Raw genomic sequence first — 17,669 nt, forward strand, 5'->3', positions numbered from 1 at the left:
TAATCCTGTGGGAGCCGGGCTTGCCCGCGATGGCATCGGCATGGTCTGGCAGTCAGACCGCGCCGCTTGCATCGCAGGCAAGCCAGCTCCCACAGGGTTTTCGGCCCATATCCTCGGAACCTTTCCATGACCCGGCCCAAAGCCAACGAGATGCTGGCTGCCTTGACGGCCTACAAACGTGCTTTTTTCAATATCGGCCTGTTCTCGGCCGTGATCAATTTACTGATGCTGGCCCCGGCCCTGTACATGCTGCAGGTATATGACCGGGTGTTGGCATCGGGCAATCAAATGACCCTGTTGATGCTGACGCTGATGATCCTCGGCCTGTTTGGCCTGATGGGGGCGTTGGAGTGGGTGCGTAGCCAGGTGGTGATCCGCCTCGGCACGCAGATGGACATGCGCTTGAATCAGCGCGTCTACGACGCCGCTTTCGAAGCACAATTGCGCACCGGCAGTCCGGCAGCAGCGCAGGCGTTGAATGACCTCACCAGCCTGCGCCAGTTCGCGACGGGCAATGCGCTGTTCGCGTTTTTCGACGCGCCGTGGTTTCCGGTGTATCTGTTTGTGATCTTTATGTTCAGCCCCTGGCTGGGGCTGTTGGCCCTGGGCGGCGCGGTGCTGTTGATGATTCTGGCGTGGGTCAATCAACACGTTTCCCAAGCGCCGCTCAAGGCCGCCAGCGAGTTGTCGGTGCAGGCCACCCAGCAGGCCAGCGCGCATCTGCGCAATGCCGAGGCCATTGAAGCCATGGGCATGCTCGACACCTTGCGCGGGCGTTGGCTGGCGCAGCACACGGCCTTTTTGGCGCAGCAGAATCTGGCCAGCGAAAAAACCGCCACCGTCAGTGCCTGGTCCAAGGGCGTGCGTCTGGCCCTGCAATCCCTGGTGCTTGGCCTCGGTGCCTTGCTGGCGGTGCAGGGGCAGATCACGGCCGGGATGATGATTGCCGGCTCCATTCTGATGGGCCGGGTGTTGAGCCCCATCGATCAGTTGATCGGCGTGTGGAAACAGTGGAGTTCGGCGCGGCTGGCCTATCAGCGTCTCGAAGCCTTGCTGCACAGCTATCCGGCTCGGGCGCAACGCATGGCTTTGCCCGCGCCACGGGGCGAGCTGGCGATGGAGCAATTGAGCGCCAGTGCGCCCGGCACCCGTCGCGCCACCCTGGCCAACCTGAGTTTTACCCTGCCGGCCGGGCAGGTGCTGGGGGTGATCGGGCCTTCTGGTTGCGGCAAGTCAACCCTGGCCCGGCTGCTGATCGGCGTATGGCAGCCGCTGGCGGGCAAGGTGCGGCTGGACGGTGCCGAGCTGTCGCAGTGGGACAAACACCAGCTTGGCCCGCACTTGGGTTATTTGCCCCAGGACATTCAGCTGTTTGCCGGCACCATCGCGCAAAACATCGCACGCTTTGCCGAGGTGGATGCCGACAAGGTACTGGCCGCCGCGCAACTGGCGGGTGTGCATCAGCTGATTCTGCAATTGCCCGACGGTTATGAAACGCGCCTGGGCGAGGGTGGCGCTGGTTTGTCCGGCGGGCAGAAGCAGCGCATCGGCCTGGCCCGCGCGCTGTACGGTCTGCCTGCGGTGATCGTGCTCGACGAACCCAACTCCAACCTCGATGAAGCCGGGGAGCAGGCCTTGTTGCAGGCCATTACCCAGCTCAAACAGCACAAGCGAACCCTGATTTTGATCACCCACAAACCCAATGTGCTGACCCTCACCGACCAACTGTTGATCCTGCGCGAAGGCCAGCTACAAGCCTTTGGCCCCACGGCCAAGGTGCTCGGCGCGCCCGCTGCAGTTAAACCTGCGGCGCCCAAGCCGGCGATGAACGTGAGCTACCGGCTCGGCACGGCAGAGGCGAACAAAGCATGACGCAGTTAAATGCCAAGGCCGTTGGCGACAGCAATGTGCTGCAACTGGATGACACCCGATATGCGCGCCTGGGCTGGTTGTTGATGCTCGGCGGCTTTCTCGGATTTCTCGGCTGGGCCGCATTGGCACCGCTGGATAAGGGCGTTGCGGTGTCGGGCAAGGTGATGGTTTCGGGCCATCGCAAAGTGGTGCAACACCCCAGCGGCGGGATTGTTGAGCGCATCGATGTGCGCGACGGCGACAAGGTGGTCGCAGGCCAGGTACTGATTCGCTTGAAGGAAACCCCGCTGCTGGGTCAGGCCCAATCCTTGCGCAGCCAGTTTTATGGCTCGCTGGCCAGTGAAGCGCGGCTTAATGCCGAGCGCGACGGTGTGGCCAGTGTGAGCTTTCCCACCGAGTTGACGGCATTGGCGAGCGAGCCGGAGGTGGCGTCCAATCTGGCTTTGCAACGGCAATTGTTCGATAGCCGGCGTCAGGCGTTGCTGCTGGATCAGCAAGGCATCGATGAAAGCATCGCGGGCGCCGAGGCGCAGTTACGTGGGGTGCGTGACTCCCAGGCTAGCAAGGTGCTGCAGCGCACGGCCCTGGCCGAGCAGTTACAAGGTTTGCGTGAGCTGGCCCGTGAAGGCTATATCCCGCGCAATCGCCTGTTGGACAGCGAGCGGGTGTACGCCCAGGTGCTGGGTTCGATCAGTGAAGACTACGGTCGCATCGGCCAATTGCAGCGGCAAGTGCTGGAGATGCGTCTGAAAATTCGGCAACTGGCCGAGGAGTATCAAAAGGAAGTGCGTACGCAACTGGCCGATACCCGGGTTCGCACTGAAGACCTGCGCAATCGGCTGGCGTCGGCCGAGTTTGAACTGGCCAACAGCCAGCTGCGTGCGCCGGTGGCCGGGATTGTGGTGGGCCTGGATGTGTTTACCGAAGGTGGGGTGATCAAGCCCGGTCAGGCGCTGATGGAAATCGTGCCCCAGGGCGAGCCCCTGCTGGTCGAGGCCCGGGTGCCGGTCGAGCTGGCCGACAAGGTGCACGCCGGGTTGCCGGTGGAGCTGATGTTTTCGGCCTTTAGCCAGAGCACCACGCCGCGGGTGGCGGGGGAAGTGATGCTGGTGTCGGCGGATCGCCAGGTCGATGAACGCACGGACGAGCCGTTTTACACACTGCGTGCCCAGGTCACTGAAGCAGGCATGGCCCAGTTGGCAGGGTTGCAGATTCGCCCGGGCATGCCGGTTGAGGCATTTGTGCGCACGGGCGAGCGCTCGATGCTCAATTACCTGTTCAAACCGCTGCTCGACCGTACTCACATGGCATTGGTGGAAGAATGACCGTGCGCCAGTTTGTATGTGGATTATTGATGGTGTGCACGGGGCCGGTGCAGGCATTGGGGTTGCTGGACGCCTACGATCTGGCCGTGCGCAATGACCCGACCTTCCAGGCCGCCATCGAAGAGCGTGCCGCCGGTGAGGAGAACCGCGCCCTTGGCCGCTCCGCGTTGCTGCCGACCCTGTCGTGGAACTACAACAACTCACGCAACGAGTCTGAAGTCACCCAGGCCAGCACCCGGACCGATCGCGACTACCGCAGTTATGCGGCAACCTTGACCTTGCAGCAACCACTGCTGGACTACGAAGCCTACGCACGATTCCGCCAGGGCGCGGCGCAGGCGTTGTTTTCTGATGAACGCTTTCGCAGCAAAAGCCAGTATCTGGCGGTGCGGCTGCTTAATGCCTATAGCCAGGCCTTGCTGGCACAGGAGCGCATTGAACTGAGCCGTGCGCAAAAGCGTGCTTTTGCCGAGCGTTTGCAGCTTAACCAGCGATTGCTCAAGGGCGGCGAGGGCACCCGCACAGATGTGCTGGAAACCCAGGCGCGCCTGAGCATGGCGGTGGCCGAAGAAATCGAGGCGCAAGACAATCAGGACGCAGCCCTGCGGGAGCTGGAGGCGATGCTTGGCGAGCCGTTGCAGATCGGGCAACTGGCCCCGCTGGCGGCGCACTTTGCGATTGCGCCGCTGGAGCCGCAGCGCTTTGAAAGCTGGCGCGAGCTGGCCCTGGCCAATAACCCGGAACTGGCCTCGCAGCAGCATGCGCTGACCTCGGCCGAGTACGAGGTGGAGCGCAAGCGCGCCGGGCATCTGCCCAAACTCAGCTTGTATGCCAGCAGCCGTCAGACCAGTTCTGACTCCGAAAGTACCTATAACCAGAAATACGACACCAACAGTGTCGGCATTCAGCTCACCGTGCCGTTGTTTGCGGGGGGATCGGTGTCGGCATCGACCCGCCAGGCCGCGCGGCAATTGTCCCAGGCCCAGTATGAACTGGACGCGCAAACAGCCAGCACGCTGGTGGACCTGCGCAAGCAGTACAACCTCAATAGCAGTGCTGCGGCCAAGGTGCGGGCCTATGAAATGGCGGTGGAGTCCGCCGGTGCCCTGGTGCAGGCGACGCAGAAAAGCGTGAGTGGCGGCGAGCGGGTCAATCTGGATGTGCTGGATGCCGAGCAGCAGTTGTTCAGTGCCAAGCGGGATCTGGCCGAGGCACGCTATGCGTATTTATTGGCACGGGTACAGCTCAGGTATTACGCGGGGGTATTAAACGAGGGGGATTTGCGGCAGGTGGCGGGGTATTTTCGGGCCCATTAAACATGGCCATATTGCGGCCTTACCATCGCGGGCAAGCCCGCCCCCACAGGTATTGCGCTGATCCTGTGGGAGCGGGCTTGCTCGCGATTCGGTCGACACGGTGTATCAGAACCTGTGTTTACCGACGAACCAGCAACACACCCGATTCCATATGGTGCGTCCACGGAAACTGGTCAAATACCGCGCAGCGCTGGATACGGTGAGTATCGTGCAGTTGGGCGATATTCTCGGCCAATGTCGCCGGGTTGCACGAGATATACAGGATGTTGTCGAAACGGCGGGTCAGCTCACAGGTGTCCGGGTCCATGCCCGCGCGAGGCGGGTCGACGAAGACGCTGCCGAACTCGTAGCTTTTCAGGTCGATGCCCTGCAAGCGACGGAACGGACGTACTTCGTTCAGGGCTTCGGTCAGCTCTTCGGCCGACAAGCGTACCAGCGTGACGTTATCCACAGCGTTGTCGCGCAGGTTGTTCAGCGCGGCGTATACCGACGTCTTGCTGATTTCGGTGGCAAGTACCTTACGCACACGGGTAGCCAGCGGCAGGGTGAAGTTGCCGTTGCCGCAATACAGCTCCAGCAGATCATCCGAACGCTCGCCCAGTGCGTCGTATGCCCAATTGAGCATCTTCTGGTTGACCGTACCGTTTGGCTGGGTGAACGCGCCTTCAGGCTGTTGATACGTGAAGGTGCGGCCTGCCACTTCCAGCTTCTCGACTACATGATCGCGGCCAATCACAACACGTTTGCCCTTGGAGCGACCGATCACGCTGATATCCAGGTCTTTGGCCAACTGCTCGGCGGCGGTTTGCCAGTGCTCGTCCAGCGGGCGGTGATAGCACAAGGTGACCATTGCATCGCCTGCCAGGGTGGTCTGGAACTCCACCTGGAACAACTTGTGGCTCAGGGCCGAACTGGCTTGCCAGGCAGCCTTGAGCTGGGGCATCAGTTGGTTGATGCGCAGGCTGGCGATCGGGAAGTCTTCGATCAGGATCGGTGTGCGCTTGTCGTCCTGGGCAAACATGGCGTAGTGACGCTCACCACCCTCGCGCCACAGACGGAACTCGGCCCGCAGGCGAAAGTGCTTGAGCGGCGAGTCGAACACCTGCGGCTCAGGCGCATCGAAGGGCGCCAGCAGCTCACGCAGACGGTTGGCCTTGGCTTCAAGCTCAACGGCGTAGGTAGCAGAATCAAACGGCAAGGCACTCATGCGTTAAACCAACCCAGCTTGACCACAAACAGAACCGACAAAATGATCAGCGGTGCATTCAACTCGCGGGCGCGGCCCGACAGCAGCTTGATCACGGTCCAGGAAATAAAGCCGAAGGCGATGCCGTTGGCGATGGAGTAGGTGAACGGCATGGCCAGGGCGGTGATTACCACCGGGGCGGCGACAGTTACGTCGTCCCATTCGATTTCTGCCAGGCCGCTCATCATCAGTACGGCCACGAACATCAGCGCAGGCGCGGTGGCGAAAGCTGGAACGCTGGCCGCCAATGGCGAGAAGAACAGCGCCAGCAGGAACATGATGCCAACCACAATGGCGGTCAGGCCGGTACGGCCACCGGCGCTCACGCCCGCTGCCGACTCGATGTAGCTGGTGGTGGTCGAAGTGCCCAGCAGCGAACCGGCCATGGCCGCGGTGCTGTCGGCGATCAGGGCGCGGCCCATTTTCGGCATGTGGCCGTCCTTGCCCATCAGCCCGGCGCGCTTGGCAACGCCGATCAGGGTGCCGGAGTTGTCGAACAGGTCAACAAACAGGAAGGCAAAGATCACGCTGATCAGGCCGATATCCAGCGCGCCTTTGATATCCAGCTGCAGGAAGGTCGGAGCCAGGGAGGGCGGCATCGACACGACACCACCGAAATCGGTCACGCCCATGGCAATCGAGGCAATGGTCACGGCCAGGATGCCAATCAGCACCGCCCCGCGCACTTTCATCGCTTCAAGGGCCACGATCAGGGCAAAGCCCAGGGAGGCGAGGATCACTTTTGGCTGAGCCAGATCGCCCATACCTACCAGGGTAGCCTTGTTGGCAACCACGATACCGGCGTTGCCCAGGGCGATCAGCGCCAGGAACAGGCCGATACCGGCGGCAATGGCCGAGCGCAGCGGTAGCGGGATGCTGTTGATGATCCATTCGCGGATGCGAAAGATCGACAGCAGGAAGAACAGCACTGCCGAGATAAACACTGCGCCCAGCGCGACCTGCCAGGTATGGCCAAGGTGCAGCACCACGGTGTAGGTGAAAAAGGCGTTCAGGCCCATGCCCGGTGCCAGTGCAATCGGGTAGTTGGCGATAATGCCCATGGTGGCTGAACCGATGGCGGCCGCCAGACAGGTGGCAACAAACACGGCGCCCTTGTCCATGCCCGTTTCACCGAGGATGCTCGGGTTTACGAACAGGATATAGGCCATCGCCAGGAAGGTGGTGATACCCGCAAGTATCTCGGTACGCACATTGGTGTTGTGTGCTTTGAGTTGAAACAGCCTTTCCAGCATGCCAGTCCCCGTGGCGCCAAATGCGCCGTGATTAAATCGTTTTCAACAGCAAAGCACAGACGCGGACCGCCTGAAGATTTTCTGTCTGTCGGAAAAAGCCGCGCATCATACCAGCAGCTCGTGGATATGGCTGCTTTGGTTACCTTGCGAGGCCATGTTTTATAACCTTGATGTGGCAGGCATACTGCGTGCCAGTTTTCGGAGGGACCCATGAAGCACTTCATCAAACCTGTTTCAGCCTGTTTTGGCCTCTTTATAAGTGCCGCTGTCAGCGCTGCGCCTGCCATGCCTTTGAGCACTGTCGAGATCCTCAAGGTAGCGTCTGTTTCCTGTGCGGTGGAGGATGTGTCCGATGGTCGCGAGCAGACCCGCTGCGACCATAACGGCCCCCATATCAAGGTCTATGTGCTGGAACGCGGTTATGGCGGCCAGCCCAATGTGACTCTGGACGGCCAGGAAGTGGATGGCGTACGGGCGCCGGTATGCAATCAGGGCGAGGGGCTGGTGGCCTGTAACGGTTCAGGCACCACCGTGGGGCACTTGTACACCTTTGATCTGGGTAACAAGAACGGTGGCTGGTTCGAGTTCAGTAACAGTTCGCTGGTACCGCCGCACAATCGGCTGGGTGTGAAGCTATATATAAGGTAGCAGCGGCTACAGAAAACCTCCGCCGTGGGAGCGAGTCTGCTCGCGAACGCTTTTCGCGAGCAGGCTCGCTCCCACGGAAGGGCTTGATCGGGAACAGAATATCTAGAGGGTATTGCGCTCTTCCACCATCCGGTCCCGATTGGCCAGCCCCGGGAACAGTTTTATCCACAGCCCGGTAACAACCAGCGTACCGACGCCGCCCAGCACGACAGCAGGCACTGTGCCCAGCCAGTGAGCCGTGGCCCCGGATTCAAACTCCCCCAACTGGTTGGACGCGCCGATAAACAGACCGTTAACCGCGCTCACCCGGCCACGCATCTCGTCCGGAGTCTCCAGTTGCACAAACGAAGCGCGAATCACCATGCTGATCATGTCCGCCGCGCCGAGTACCACCAGTACCGCCAATGAAAACCAGAACGAGGTCGACAGGCCGAAGGCGATGGTGGCAACGCCGAAGACCCCCACAGCGGTGAACATCACGCGCCCCACCTTGCGCTCCACCGGGAATCTGGCCAACCACAGTGACATCAGCAAGGCGCCGATCGCCGGTGCCGAACGCAACATGCCCAGACCCCAGGGGCCGGTCAGCAGAATATCCTTGGCAAACACCGGCAGCAGCGCCGTGGCCCCGCCCAGCAGCACGGCAAACAGGTCCAGGGAGATAGCGCCCAGCACGTCCGGGCGACTGCGAATAAAACGAATGCCCGCCAGCAATGAGTCCAGCGTGGCCTTGGCCTTGTTCAACGGCAACTGACGGGCTGGCAGGTTGCTCATCAGCAGTGCCGCAATCAGGTACAGCGCCACGCTCGGGCCATACACCCACACGCTGCCAAAGGCATACAACAGGCCGCCAAACGCCGGTGCGACGATGGTTGCCGATTGTTGTGCCGCTTGTGCCGCCGCCACGGCCCGGGGAAACAGCTCAACTGGCACGATGGAAGGCAGCAGCGCCTGGGTGGCAGGCATTTCGAAGGAGCGGGCCGCGCCGAGCAAAAACGCGAGGATAAAGATCATTTCCCGGGTGATATGGTCGCTGGCACTGCTAATGGCCAGTGTCAGGGCAATCATCGCCTGCAGTGACTGGCACACGGCGGCCACCCTGCGGCGGTCATAGCGGTCGGCCACATGCCCGGTGTGCAGCATGAACAGCAGGCGTGGAGCGAACTCGATCAAGCCCACCCAACCCAGGTCCATCACGTTGCCGGTGAGCTGATAGAGGTTCCAGCCGATGGCCACTGTCAGCATCTGAAATGCACTGGCGGTGAAGATGCGGGCAAACCAGAAGGCCACAAAGGGTCGGTGATGGCGTAGCAGAAGGGGCTGGCTGGTCATGTGGGAGGATCGTGCTGAAGGGGTGGGGGAGGCCGAGATTATCACTGTTTTGTAACAAATAATGACTCAAAACATCATGATCTCCGGGAGCCTGATAAGGGATTTCTGCGATTCCCTGCACTTCTTGCAACGGTCTATATCAAGGGCTGAGGCATCGTGTCACGCGACAACAAACCACATTAGCCGTGTGTCAGGAATGGACTACTCTTTCCACCATGCTTGATCCAGATCAAAACCTCTCCGGTTTTGTCTGAGTGGCCAGTCGGCCAGATCCCTTTTTGTTGTGGTTAAAAAGCGAGCAGCGATTCGCAGCGGCCATGGCTTGCGGGGAAGTTGGATCCGGGCGCGACGCTCGGGTCCTCAACGACCTGATACCTGATAGAGGAAGACTTATGTTCGGTTTGGAGGCTCTCGATCTCGCCCGAATTCAGTTCGCGTTTACCGTGTCGTTCCACATTCTTTTTCCCGCCATTACCATCGGTCTCGCCAGTTATCTCATGGTGCTCGAAGGCATGTGGCTGAAAACCCGTGACGACACCTACCGCGACCTGTACCACTTTTGGTCGAAGATATTCGCCGTCAACTTTGGGATGGGCGTGGTGTCGGGCCTGGTCATGGCCTATCAGTTCGGTACCAACTGGTCGAGGTTCTCGGACTTCGCCGGTGCTGTTACCGGGCCGCTACTGACCTATGAAGTACTCACCGCATTCTTCCTTGAAGCAGGTTTTCTGGGGGTCATGCTGTTTGGCTGGAACCGCGTCGGTCGCGGGATGCACTTTTTCTCGACCGTCATGGTGGCCATCGGCACACTGATCTCGACCTTCTGGATCCTGGCCTCCAACAGCTGGATGCAGACCCCGCAAGGTTTTGAAATCATCGATGGCCGAGTCATTCCGGTGGACTGGCTGGCGGTGATTTTCAACCCGTCGTTCCCTTACCGTCTGGCGCACATGGCCACGGCCGCCTTTGTTGCCACGGCATTTTTCGTCGGTGCCTCGGCCGCCTGGCACCTGTTGCGCGGTCGCAATACACCGGCCATTCGTCGCATGTTCTCGATGGCGATGTGGATGGCCCTGGTGGTTGCGCCGGTGCAGGCCTTTATTGGTGACGCCCACGGCCTGAATACCCTTGAGTATCAGCCGGTGAAAATCGCCGCGATCGAAGGTCACTGGGAAAACAAGCCGGGTGAACCGACGCCGCTGATTCTGTTCGGCATTCCCAACATGAAAACCGAGACCACGGACTACAAGATCGAGGTGCCATACTTGGGCAGCCTGATCCTGACCCATAGTCTGGACAAGCAGATCCCGGCCATGAAGGACTATCCGGCAGCGGATCGTCCGAACTCGACCATCGTGTTCTTCACCTTCCGCATCATGGTTGCGTTGGGCATGTTGATGATCTTTATCGGCCTGTGGAGCGTGTGGCTGCGGAAACGCGGCACCCTCTACGAGAACCGCTGGTTCTTGCGCCTGGTGCTGTGGATGGGGCCATCGGGCCTGATCGCGATCCTCGCGGGCTGGTTTACTACCGAGATTGGTCGTCAACCGTGGGTGGTCTACGGGCTGATGCGCACGGCTGATGCTTCGTCCAACCACAGCGTCACGCAAATGAGCATCACGCTGGTCATGTTTGTCGTGGTGTATTTCTCGCTGTTCGGTGTAGGTCTGGGCTACATGATGCGTCTGGTACGCAAGGGCCCGATCACCCACGAAGGCGATGACGAAACCCACGGTGGCCCAGGCCAGCAACGCACGCCTGCCCGTCCTCTGTCTGCAGCCCATGAGGGTACAGATGAAGGCCACAGCGACAGCCTGACGAAGGGGAATTGAGTCATGGGTATTGATCTGCCACTTATCTGGGCAATCATCATCATCTTCGGGATCATGATGTATGTGGTCATGGATGGTTTCGATCTGGGGATCGGCATCCTCTTTCCCTTTATCAAGGGCGAGAAAGATCGCGATGTGATGATGAACACGGTCGCCCCTGTCTGGGACGGTAACGAAACCTGGCTGGTACTGGGCGGCGCGGCGCTGTTCGGTGCCTTCCCGCTGGCCTACTCGGTCGTGCTGTCGGCGTTGTACCTGCCACTGATCCTGATGCTGATGGGCCTGATCTTCCGCGGCGTGGCCTTTGAGTTCCGCTTCAAGGCACGCCCGGAAAAACGCCATATCTGGGACAAGTCCTTTATTGGCGGTTCGCTGGTGGCGACGTTCTTTCAGGGCGTGGCATTGGGGGCCTTTATTGATGGCCTGCCGGTAGTCAACCGCCAGTACGCCGGTGGCGGGCTGGACTGGCTGTCACCGTTCACGGTGTTCTGCGGTATTGCCCTGATCGTGGCGTACGCCCTGCTGGGTTGCACCTGGCTGATCATGAAGACCGAAGGCGAACTGCAAGAGCGCATGCACAAACTGGGTCGCCCGCTGGCACTGGCCGTACTGGTGCTGATGGGCATTGTCAGCCTGTGGACGCCGCTGGCCCACACAGACATCGCGGCCCGCTGGTTTACCCTGCCTAACCTGTTCTGGTTCCTGCCGGTGCCGATCCTGGTGCTGGTGACCATGTACGGTCTGCTCAAAGCAATCGCGCGCAAGGCCCACTACACGCCGTTCCTGCTGACCCTGGTGCTGATATTCCTGGGTTACAGCGGCCTGGGCATCAGCCTGTGGCCGAATATCATTCCGCCTTCGATCTCGATCTGGGACGCGGCGGCACCGCCGCAAAGCCAGGGCTTCATGCTGGTGGGCACCCTGTTTATCATCCCGTTCATTCTGGGCTACACCTTCTGGAGCTACTACGTGTTCCGCGGCAAGGTGACTCACGAAGACGGTTATCACTAGTAGCAAGTGCCGCTGTGGCCTGAGGGCCACAGCCTTTTCCCCAAGAGGAGGCCCCACATGGCTGGCAAGGATTATCTACACGACGTGCAAGAATGCGAAAAGAAGCCTTTATGGCAACGCATAGGCTGGCTGCTGGTGATCTGGACCGGCAGTGTGGCCACCCTGGCAGTATTTGCCTGGCTGATCCGCATGTTCATGACGGCGGCAGGCATGAAAAGCCACTGACTTCCCATCCCGTTGCCTTGCGGCTACGGTTTTATGACCCGCTTCGGCGGGTTTTTTTTTGTACTGTCTTCTGTGGGAGCGAGCCTGCTCGCGATACAGGCGCTGCGCGCTTGTCGGTTCAATCGAGTCGGCGCTTTCGCGGGCACGCCCGATCCCACAAGGGGCTTGCAAGGATCAGGTTTACTTGCGCGCCTTGAGGATCACGAACTTGGGCGTGGCGGCCACTTGCTCGACGCCACGGAACAGCTTGGCCAGCTTGCTGTGATAGCCCAGGTGGCGATTGCCGACGATATACAGCGCTCCGCCCACCACCAGCGCTTCACGCGCCTGCTGGAACATGCGCCAGGCCAGAAAATCCCCCACCACCTGTTGCTGGTGAAACGGCGGGTTGCACAGCACCACGTCCAGTGAGTCCGGTGCCTGGCTCGCCAGCCCGTCATCGGCCCGCACTGTCACTTCGCGATCACCCAGGGCCGCTTGCCAGTTTTCCCGGGCGGACTGCACGGCCATAAACGACTCGTCGACCAGCGTGTACTGCGCCTGCGGGTTGGCCAGTGCGCTGGCAATGGCGAGCACGCCGTTACCGCAGCCCAGGTCGGCAACCCGGGCCGAGCCCAGGTTTTTCGGCAGGTGGGGCAGAAACGCCCGGGTACCGATATCCAGGTCTTCGCGGCAGAACACGTTGGCATGGTTGAGCAGCTCGATGGCCGGCTTGTCCAGTCGATAGCGGGTAGGGTAGGGCGAGGTAAATGGTCCCAGGCCCTGTGCTGTGGCGATCAGCAGCCGGGCCTTCTTGACCGCCAGCGAGGCATGCATCGGGCCGATATAACGCTCCAGCAAATCGCCAGCAGCCCGCGGCAGGTGCTTGACCATCGCGCCCGCGATCACTTGGGCACCCGGTGCCAGCTGACCTTGCAGGCGGATCAGTTGTTCTTCAAGCAAGGCCAGGGTCTTCGGCACGCGTACCAGCACGCAGTCGAATGGCCCTGCCAGTGGTTCACTGGCCGGAATGATCGAGACCGCATCGTAGGCATGGCCGTTGCGCACCAGGTTTTTTTCCAGCGCTTGCATGGCCAGGAAGGAGTCACTGCTGCTGGTGACCTGCATTGTGCCCACCAGGCTGATCGCCAGGGCCCCAAAGCTGTCATTGAGCACCAGCACCCGGCTGTTTGCGGGCAGCGCCTGTTCGGCCAAGTGATTAAGCAAATACTCATCCGCCGCATCAAAGGCCTGCAAGGGCTCGTTCTGCTGCTCGGGTTGGCGGATCAGGCGAAGTTGGGCGAAAGGGCTTTCTAGCACGGGCATTTATACAAACTCTGAGGAATCAACTGTTGCATGGCCTGCCCCTGAGGGCGTCTGGCAAGCAGAAGCGTCCGTGGGTTTTACAGGTGGCGGTGATTTTACTTTTTTTTACCGAAGATTACCTGATGGGTTTATTGCTGCTGCGCAGGGCAGGCCTACAACAGGCCTGACTTGGCCGCCATGACCACCGCGGAGGTTTTGTTGTTGGCCCCCAGTTTTTTCATGGCGCTGCTGATGTGAAAGTTCACGGTACGGGTGCTCAGGCCCAGAATCATGCCGATGTCGGAAGCGATTTTACCTTCGGCAGTCCATTTCAATATCTCCAGCTCGCGACAAGACAGGCGGATGATATGAATCTCCAGCCGGTGATGAAGGTGGCAGCGCTCGAGCATGGCACTGTGCAGTTGGTTGCAGAGCCACAACACATTGGCAGCCTTATCTGAAAACTCGTCCTCGGTGACTGGCGTGCTTTTTCTGGCGAGGCTCAACATGCTCACAGCGCCATTGGGGTCGTGTACCGATTGCGACCAGCCATAGGTCAGCCCGCAGTTTTGCGTGGCTCTCCACTGGTCAGGCGTCTCACGAAAGACATCAGAACTCCAGATAATGGGCAGGATCGATAACTGGCAGTGGGTCAGCAGAGGGTTTTTTTGCGAGAGGTGACCTTTTTCATATCTATCGACATAATCATTTGGATAGTTTGTAATTACTTTGCTATTCGTTGTGATGTTTCCAAGGCGAGGAATCATTCGAAAGAAGAAAAAGTCAAAGCCGTATTCTTCTATTCGTTTGAGTGTGTTTGAACAAAGTTCAGCCTCGCTTATGCAAGAAAGGTAATGGTTTTTACTGATTGAATGATGTGCGGTCATAAGGCGCTCCTGCGGCCCGGCAGTAAGTAAGCGGTGTTGTGAGATAGCCCGTTAAGAAGATTTTAGGTGCTGTTTCGAATAATGCTAATTATTCGAAAGTAGGGGTTGGTATGTGAAAACTTTGTTAGTTGTAGATGTGGGTGCTCATGTAATAACAGTATCTATTTATACGTTTTCGGGTGTTTCTATATAGCAGTTGCGTGGGTTCAACGGCACCGGATCCAAAAGCTCAATGCAAAGCTATCTTTCCGGCTGCAGTCCGGGCGGTGTTTGCGTTGCGGCTGGATGCCGTAAAGCCATCACAAACCATCGGTTTTTCTCAGGCCCTCTTTGCGCGACACTAGGGCATTCGCCATTGGAGTGCCCCATGACTGCCACTGCAGAAAAATTCACCCAACAGACGCTTCTCGACGTCACACCGCTGACGCCCAGCCTGTTCACGTTGCGTACCACACGTGATCCGGGTTTTCGCTTTCGCGCAGGGCAATTCGCCAGGCTGGGGGTGACCAAGGCCGATGGCAGCACGGTGTGGCGCGCCTATTCAATGGTCTCTTCCCCCCATGACGAGTTTCTGGAGTTCTTTTCGATCGTGGTGCCAGGCGGGGAATTTACCAGTGAGCTCAGTCGCCTGGAAGTGGGTGACACCTTGTTGGTGGAGCGTCAGGCCTACGGCTTCCTGACTCTGGACCGCTTTGTCGACGGTCGTGACCTGTGGCTGTTGGCAACCGGCACTGGCATCGCGCCTTTCCTCTCGATCCTGCAGGATTTTGAGGTGTGGGAAAAGTTCGAGCGCATCGTGCTGGTTTACAGCGCCCGCCATGCCTGCGAAATGGCCTATCAGGAACTGATCGCCGGGTTATGCAGCCGTGAATACCTGGCCGACTATGCGCACAAATTTATCTACATACCGGTGGTTACCCGGGAGCAGGTACCCGGTGCATTGAACGGGCGCATTACTGCATTGATCGAAAATGGCGAACTTGAACACGCCGCAGGTATTGAATTGAGCAGTGAGCACTCACGGGCCATGTTGTGCGGTAACCCGCAAATGATCGATGACACGCGCAAGTTGCTCAAGGCACGGGACATGCAGTTGAGTCTGAGCCGCCGGCCAGGTCAAGTTGCTGTTGAGAACTATTGGTAGTTGTTTTGTATTGTGTGTGACATGAAAAAACAAAGGCGCCCCTGAGGGCGCCGTTGTTTTTATTGAGCACTTATGGCCGGTTATTTTGAACTTTGAGCAAGTCGCGAATTTCGCCCAGTAGTTCCTCTTCTTTAGAGGGCAGCGGTGGTACGCTCGGAGCGACCGCCTCTTCGCGTTTCAGGCGGTTGATTGCCTTTACACCCATAAAGATAGCGAACGCGACGATGATAAAGTCGATCACGCTCTGGATGAATTTGCCGTAGGCCACAACCACTGCTGGCGCATCGCCAACGGCGGCTTTCAGCGTAATGGCCAGGTCACTGAAGTCGACTCCGCCAATCAGCAACCCCAGTGGTGGCATGACCACGTCCCCCACAAAGGACGAAACGATTTTGCCGAATGCCGCGCCGATAATGATACCGACGGCCATATCGACCACGTTCCCTTTGACCGCGAAGGCCTTGAACTCACTTATCACGCCCATAGGTTATTCCTTGTTACAGATGAGGTTGGTGGGTGCAGTGTAAATCAGCATGGCTGATCTTGCCCGTACAGCTGTTTGCGGGTAAGCAATCGACCCGTTTGGCCGTGAGAAGTTTTCTATTGGCTTTCACTACGCGATTGAATGGCGCAATACCAGACCTTTTTCTCAATGGCCGGCTTGAGACCTTTCTATTTAGAGTTTGCGTTGCATGCCTCTAGCCTTTGGTCAGCGCTCCATTGCGCAACCAATAACCAGAGGACTTACGCATGACCACCCCCCTAGGCTTCGGCGCGCTTTCACAGCGCCGCCTGCTGTGTGTATTAAGCGCCAGCCTGCTGTCGGTTACAGCCCAGGCCGCCACACTGACCCGTGACAACGGTGCCGCTGTCGGTGACAACCAGAACTCCCAGACAGCAGGGGCCAATGGTCCGGTTCTGCTGCAAGACGTGCAGCTGCTGCAAAAGCTGCAGCGTTTTGATCGCGAGCGTATCCCGGAGCGAGTTGTTCACGCTCGTGGCACAGGCGCCCACGGCACGTTTACAGTGACCAATGACTTGAGCGACCTGACCAAGGCCAAAGTATTTGCCAAAGGCGAAACCACCCCGGTGTTTGTGCGTTTCTCGGCCGTGGTACACAGCGCCCACTCACCAGAAACCCTGCGTGACCCACGGGGTTTTGCCACCAAGTTCTACACCGCGGACGGCAACTGGGACCTGGTGGGTAACAACTTCCCCACCTTCTTTATCCGTGATGCGATCAAGTTCCCGGACATGGTTCACGCCTTCAAGCCTGACCCGCGTACCAACCTGGATGACGACTCGCGCCGTTTCGACTTCTTCTCTCACGTACCGGAAGCCACACGCACCCTGACCGAGCTGTACTCCAACGCGGGTACCCCCGCCAGTTACCGGGAAATGGATGGTAACGGTGTACACGCCTACAAACTGGTCAATGCCAAGGGAGACGTGCGCTATGTGAAGTTTCACTGGAAGAGCCTGCAGGGGTTGAAAAACCTTGATCCGAAACAAGTGACGCAGGTTCAGGGCCAGGACTACAGCCACATGACCAACGATCTGGTTACGCATATCAATAAGGGGGACTTCCCCAAGTGGGACTTGTATGTGCAGGTCCTCAAGCCTGAAGACTTGAAAACCTTTGATTTCGACCCGCTGGATGCCACCAAGATCTGGCCTAACGTGGCTGAGCGAAAAGTCGGGCAAATGGTCCTGAACCGCAACCCGGCCAATGTCTTCCAGGAAACCGAGCAGGTCGCCATGGCCCCGGCCAACCTGGTGCCAGGTATCGAGCCTTCCGAAGACCGTCTGTTGCAGGGCCGGGTGTTTTCTTATGCCGATACGCAGATGTACCGCCTGGGTGCCAATGCCATGCAATTGCCGATCAACGCCCCCCGGGTCGCGGTAAACAATGGCAACCAGGACGGCGCGATGAACCTGGGCCACACCACGTCGGGGGTGAACTACCAGCCAAGCCGCTTGATGCCGCGTGAAGAGCCGCAAGCTGCGCGCTACAGCGAAATGCCATTGGCGGGTACTACCCAGCAAGCGAAGATTCAGCGTGAGCAGAACTTCAAGCAGGCCGGTGACCTTTACCGCTCATTCAGCCAGAAAGAGCGTCAGGATTTGATTGAAAGCTTCGGTGGTTCGCTGGCGACTACAGACGATGAAAGCAAGCACATCATCCTGTCGTTCCTTTACAAGGCCGACCCTGAGTACGGCACTGGCGTAGCCAAAGTGGCCAAGGGCGATCTGAGTCGGGTCAAGGCGCTGGCTGCCAAGCTGGCGGATTAACC

At 59.1% G+C, this 17,669-nt stretch carries 15 protein-coding genes; 9 read left to right on the top strand and 6 right to left on the bottom strand.

Translation table 11 applies throughout. From position 1 onward, the window contains the following. Positions 1 to 126 precede the first annotated feature (126 nt). The 3 genes from QN377_RS09435 to QN377_RS09445 are packed head-to-tail and all read left to right on the top strand — an operon-like array spanning position 127 to position 4,513. Positions 127 to 1,872: a type I secretion system permease/ATPase gene (locus QN377_RS09435; RefSeq protein ID WP_095018420.1), complete on the top strand. Its 1,746-nt coding sequence runs from the start codon at positions 127 to 129 to the stop codon at positions 1,870 to 1,872. Beyond that, positions 1,869 to 3,197 (top strand): HlyD family type I secretion periplasmic adaptor subunit, encoded by a 1,329-nt coding sequence (locus tag QN377_RS09440; protein ID WP_095018393.1) that lies wholly within the window; start codon positions 1,869 to 1,871, stop codon positions 3,195 to 3,197. The genes QN377_RS09435 and QN377_RS09440 overlap by 4 nt, the downstream gene beginning before the upstream one ends. A gap of 29 nt (positions 3,198 to 3,226) precedes the next feature. Further along, complete coding sequence (locus tag QN377_RS09445; protein ID WP_095018392.1) at positions 3,227 to 4,513, top strand: TolC family outer membrane protein; 1,287 nt, start codon at positions 3,227 to 3,229, stop codon at positions 4,511 to 4,513. Positions 4,514 to 4,631: 118 nt separating this feature from the next. Here QN377_RS09445 and trmA read toward each other — a convergent pair whose 3' ends face one another. Both trmA and QN377_RS09455 read right to left on the bottom strand, forming a co-directional pair. Beyond that, positions 4,632 to 5,720, bottom strand: a complete 1,089-nt coding sequence (gene trmA / locus QN377_RS09450; protein ID WP_095018391.1) for a tRNA (uridine(54)-C5)-methyltransferase TrmA — start codon at positions 5,718 to 5,720, stop codon at positions 4,632 to 4,634. After that, positions 5,717 to 7,012 (bottom strand): NCS2 family permease, encoded by a 1,296-nt coding sequence (locus QN377_RS09455; RefSeq protein ID WP_094999374.1) that lies wholly within the window; start codon positions 7,010 to 7,012, stop codon positions 5,717 to 5,719. Before QN377_RS09455 ends, trmA begins: the two co-directional genes overlap by 4 nt. Before the next feature lie 210 nt (positions 7,013 to 7,222). Here QN377_RS09455 and QN377_RS09460 point away from each other — a divergent pair, with 210 nt between their 5' ends. Then, on the top strand, positions 7,223 to 7,660 hold the full coding sequence (locus tag QN377_RS09460; RefSeq protein ID WP_094999373.1) for a DUF4879 domain-containing protein: 438 nt from the start codon (positions 7,223 to 7,225) through the stop codon (positions 7,658 to 7,660). Positions 7,661 to 7,762: 102 nt separating this feature from the next. On the opposite strand, the gene QN377_RS09465 is transcribed toward QN377_RS09460, so the two are convergent. After that, positions 7,763 to 8,992, bottom strand: coding sequence for an MFS transporter (locus tag QN377_RS09465; RefSeq protein WP_094999372.1), 1,230 nt, complete (start codon positions 8,990 to 8,992; stop codon positions 7,763 to 7,765). A 392-nt stretch (positions 8,993 to 9,384) separates the two neighbouring features. Here QN377_RS09465 and QN377_RS09470 point away from each other — a divergent pair, with 392 nt between their 5' ends. Genes QN377_RS09470 through QN377_RS09480 form a run of 3 tightly spaced genes read left to right on the top strand, consistent with a single transcriptional unit; the run spans position 9,385 to position 12,060 of the window. Next, positions 9,385 to 10,824 carry a cytochrome ubiquinol oxidase subunit I gene (locus tag QN377_RS09470; protein ID WP_094999371.1) on the top strand — a complete coding sequence of 480 codons (1,440 nt, stop codon included), beginning with the start codon at positions 9,385 to 9,387 and terminating at the stop codon, positions 10,822 to 10,824. 3 nt (positions 10,825 to 10,827) lie between these two features. Next, complete coding sequence (gene cydB / locus QN377_RS09475; RefSeq protein WP_095018389.1) at positions 10,828 to 11,835, top strand: cytochrome d ubiquinol oxidase subunit II; 1,008 nt, start codon at positions 10,828 to 10,830, stop codon at positions 11,833 to 11,835. 57 nt (positions 11,836 to 11,892) lie between these two features. After that, positions 11,893 to 12,060, top strand: a complete 168-nt coding sequence (locus tag QN377_RS09480; RefSeq protein ID WP_016779358.1) for a DUF2474 domain-containing protein — start codon at positions 11,893 to 11,895, stop codon at positions 12,058 to 12,060. A 180-nt stretch (positions 12,061 to 12,240) separates the two neighbouring features. Here the strand turns inward: QN377_RS09480 and QN377_RS09485 are convergent, their stop codons facing one another. Continuing rightward, positions 12,241 to 13,365, bottom strand: a complete 1,125-nt coding sequence (locus QN377_RS09485) for a methyltransferase (protein WP_094999369.1) — start codon at positions 13,363 to 13,365, stop codon at positions 12,241 to 12,243. A 152-nt stretch (positions 13,366 to 13,517) separates the two neighbouring features. Next, on the bottom strand, positions 13,518 to 14,231 hold the full coding sequence (locus QN377_RS09490; RefSeq protein ID WP_094999368.1) for an autoinducer binding domain-containing protein: 714 nt from the start codon (positions 14,229 to 14,231) through the stop codon (positions 13,518 to 13,520). A 367-nt stretch (positions 14,232 to 14,598) separates the two neighbouring features. Here QN377_RS09490 and QN377_RS09495 point away from each other — a divergent pair, with 367 nt between their 5' ends. After that, entirely contained in the window at positions 14,599 to 15,375 is a 777-nt protein-coding gene (locus QN377_RS09495; protein ID WP_094999367.1) for a ferredoxin--NADP reductase, read from the top strand. 70 nt (positions 15,376 to 15,445) lie between these two features. Here QN377_RS09495 and mscL read toward each other — a convergent pair whose 3' ends face one another. Beyond that, entirely contained in the window at positions 15,446 to 15,859 is a 414-nt protein-coding gene (gene mscL, locus QN377_RS09500) for a large-conductance mechanosensitive channel protein MscL (RefSeq protein ID WP_094999366.1), read from the bottom strand. Between the two features lie 266 nt (positions 15,860 to 16,125). On the opposite strand from mscL, the gene katB reads away from it, so the two are divergent. Further along, positions 16,126 to 17,667, top strand: coding sequence for a catalase KatB (gene katB / locus QN377_RS09505; RefSeq protein ID WP_095018387.1), 1,542 nt, complete (start codon positions 16,126 to 16,128; stop codon positions 17,665 to 17,667). Positions 17,668 to 17,669: the final 2 nt, after the last annotated feature.

The organism is Pseudomonas sp. CCC4.1 (assembly GCF_035019225.1).
Taxonomy (GTDB): Bacteria; Pseudomonadota; Gammaproteobacteria; order Pseudomonadales; family Pseudomonadaceae; genus Aquipseudomonas; species Aquipseudomonas bubulae.

Coding starts and splice junctions, on each gene's coding strand:
- QN377_RS09435 (WP_095018420.1), top strand. CDS start 127: ATGACCCGGCCCAAAGCCAACGAGATGCTGGCTGCCTTGACGGCCTAC.
- QN377_RS09440 (WP_095018393.1), top strand. CDS start 1,869: ATGACGCAGTTAAATGCCAAGGCCGTTGGCGACAGCAATGTGCTGCAA.
- QN377_RS09445 (WP_095018392.1), top strand. CDS start 3,227: ATGGTGTGCACGGGGCCGGTGCAGGCATTGGGGTTGCTGGACGCCTAC.
- trmA (WP_095018391.1), bottom strand. CDS start 5,720: ATGAGTGCCTTGCCGTTTGATTCTGCTACCTACGCCGTTGAGCTTGAA.
- QN377_RS09455 (WP_094999374.1), bottom strand. CDS start 7,012: ATGCTGGAAAGGCTGTTTCAACTCAAAGCACACAACACCAATGTGCGT.
- QN377_RS09460 (WP_094999373.1), top strand. CDS start 7,223: ATGAAGCACTTCATCAAACCTGTTTCAGCCTGTTTTGGCCTCTTTATA.
- QN377_RS09465 (WP_094999372.1), bottom strand. CDS start 8,992: ATGACCAGCCAGCCCCTTCTGCTACGCCATCACCGACCCTTTGTGGCC.
- QN377_RS09470 (WP_094999371.1), top strand. CDS start 9,385: ATGTTCGGTTTGGAGGCTCTCGATCTCGCCCGAATTCAGTTCGCGTTT.
- cydB (WP_095018389.1), top strand. CDS start 10,828: ATGGGTATTGATCTGCCACTTATCTGGGCAATCATCATCATCTTCGGG.
- QN377_RS09480 (WP_016779358.1), top strand. CDS start 11,893: ATGGCTGGCAAGGATTATCTACACGACGTGCAAGAATGCGAAAAGAAG.
- QN377_RS09485 (WP_094999369.1), bottom strand. CDS start 13,365: ATGCCCGTGCTAGAAAGCCCTTTCGCCCAACTTCGCCTGATCCGCCAA.
- QN377_RS09490 (WP_094999368.1), bottom strand. CDS start 14,231: ATGACCGCACATCATTCAATCAGTAAAAACCATTACCTTTCTTGCATA.
- QN377_RS09495 (WP_094999367.1), top strand. CDS start 14,599: ATGACTGCCACTGCAGAAAAATTCACCCAACAGACGCTTCTCGACGTC.
- mscL (WP_094999366.1), bottom strand. CDS start 15,859: ATGGGCGTGATAAGTGAGTTCAAGGCCTTCGCGGTCAAAGGGAACGTG.
- katB (WP_095018387.1), top strand. CDS start 16,126: ATGACCACCCCCCTAGGCTTCGGCGCGCTTTCACAGCGCCGCCTGCTG.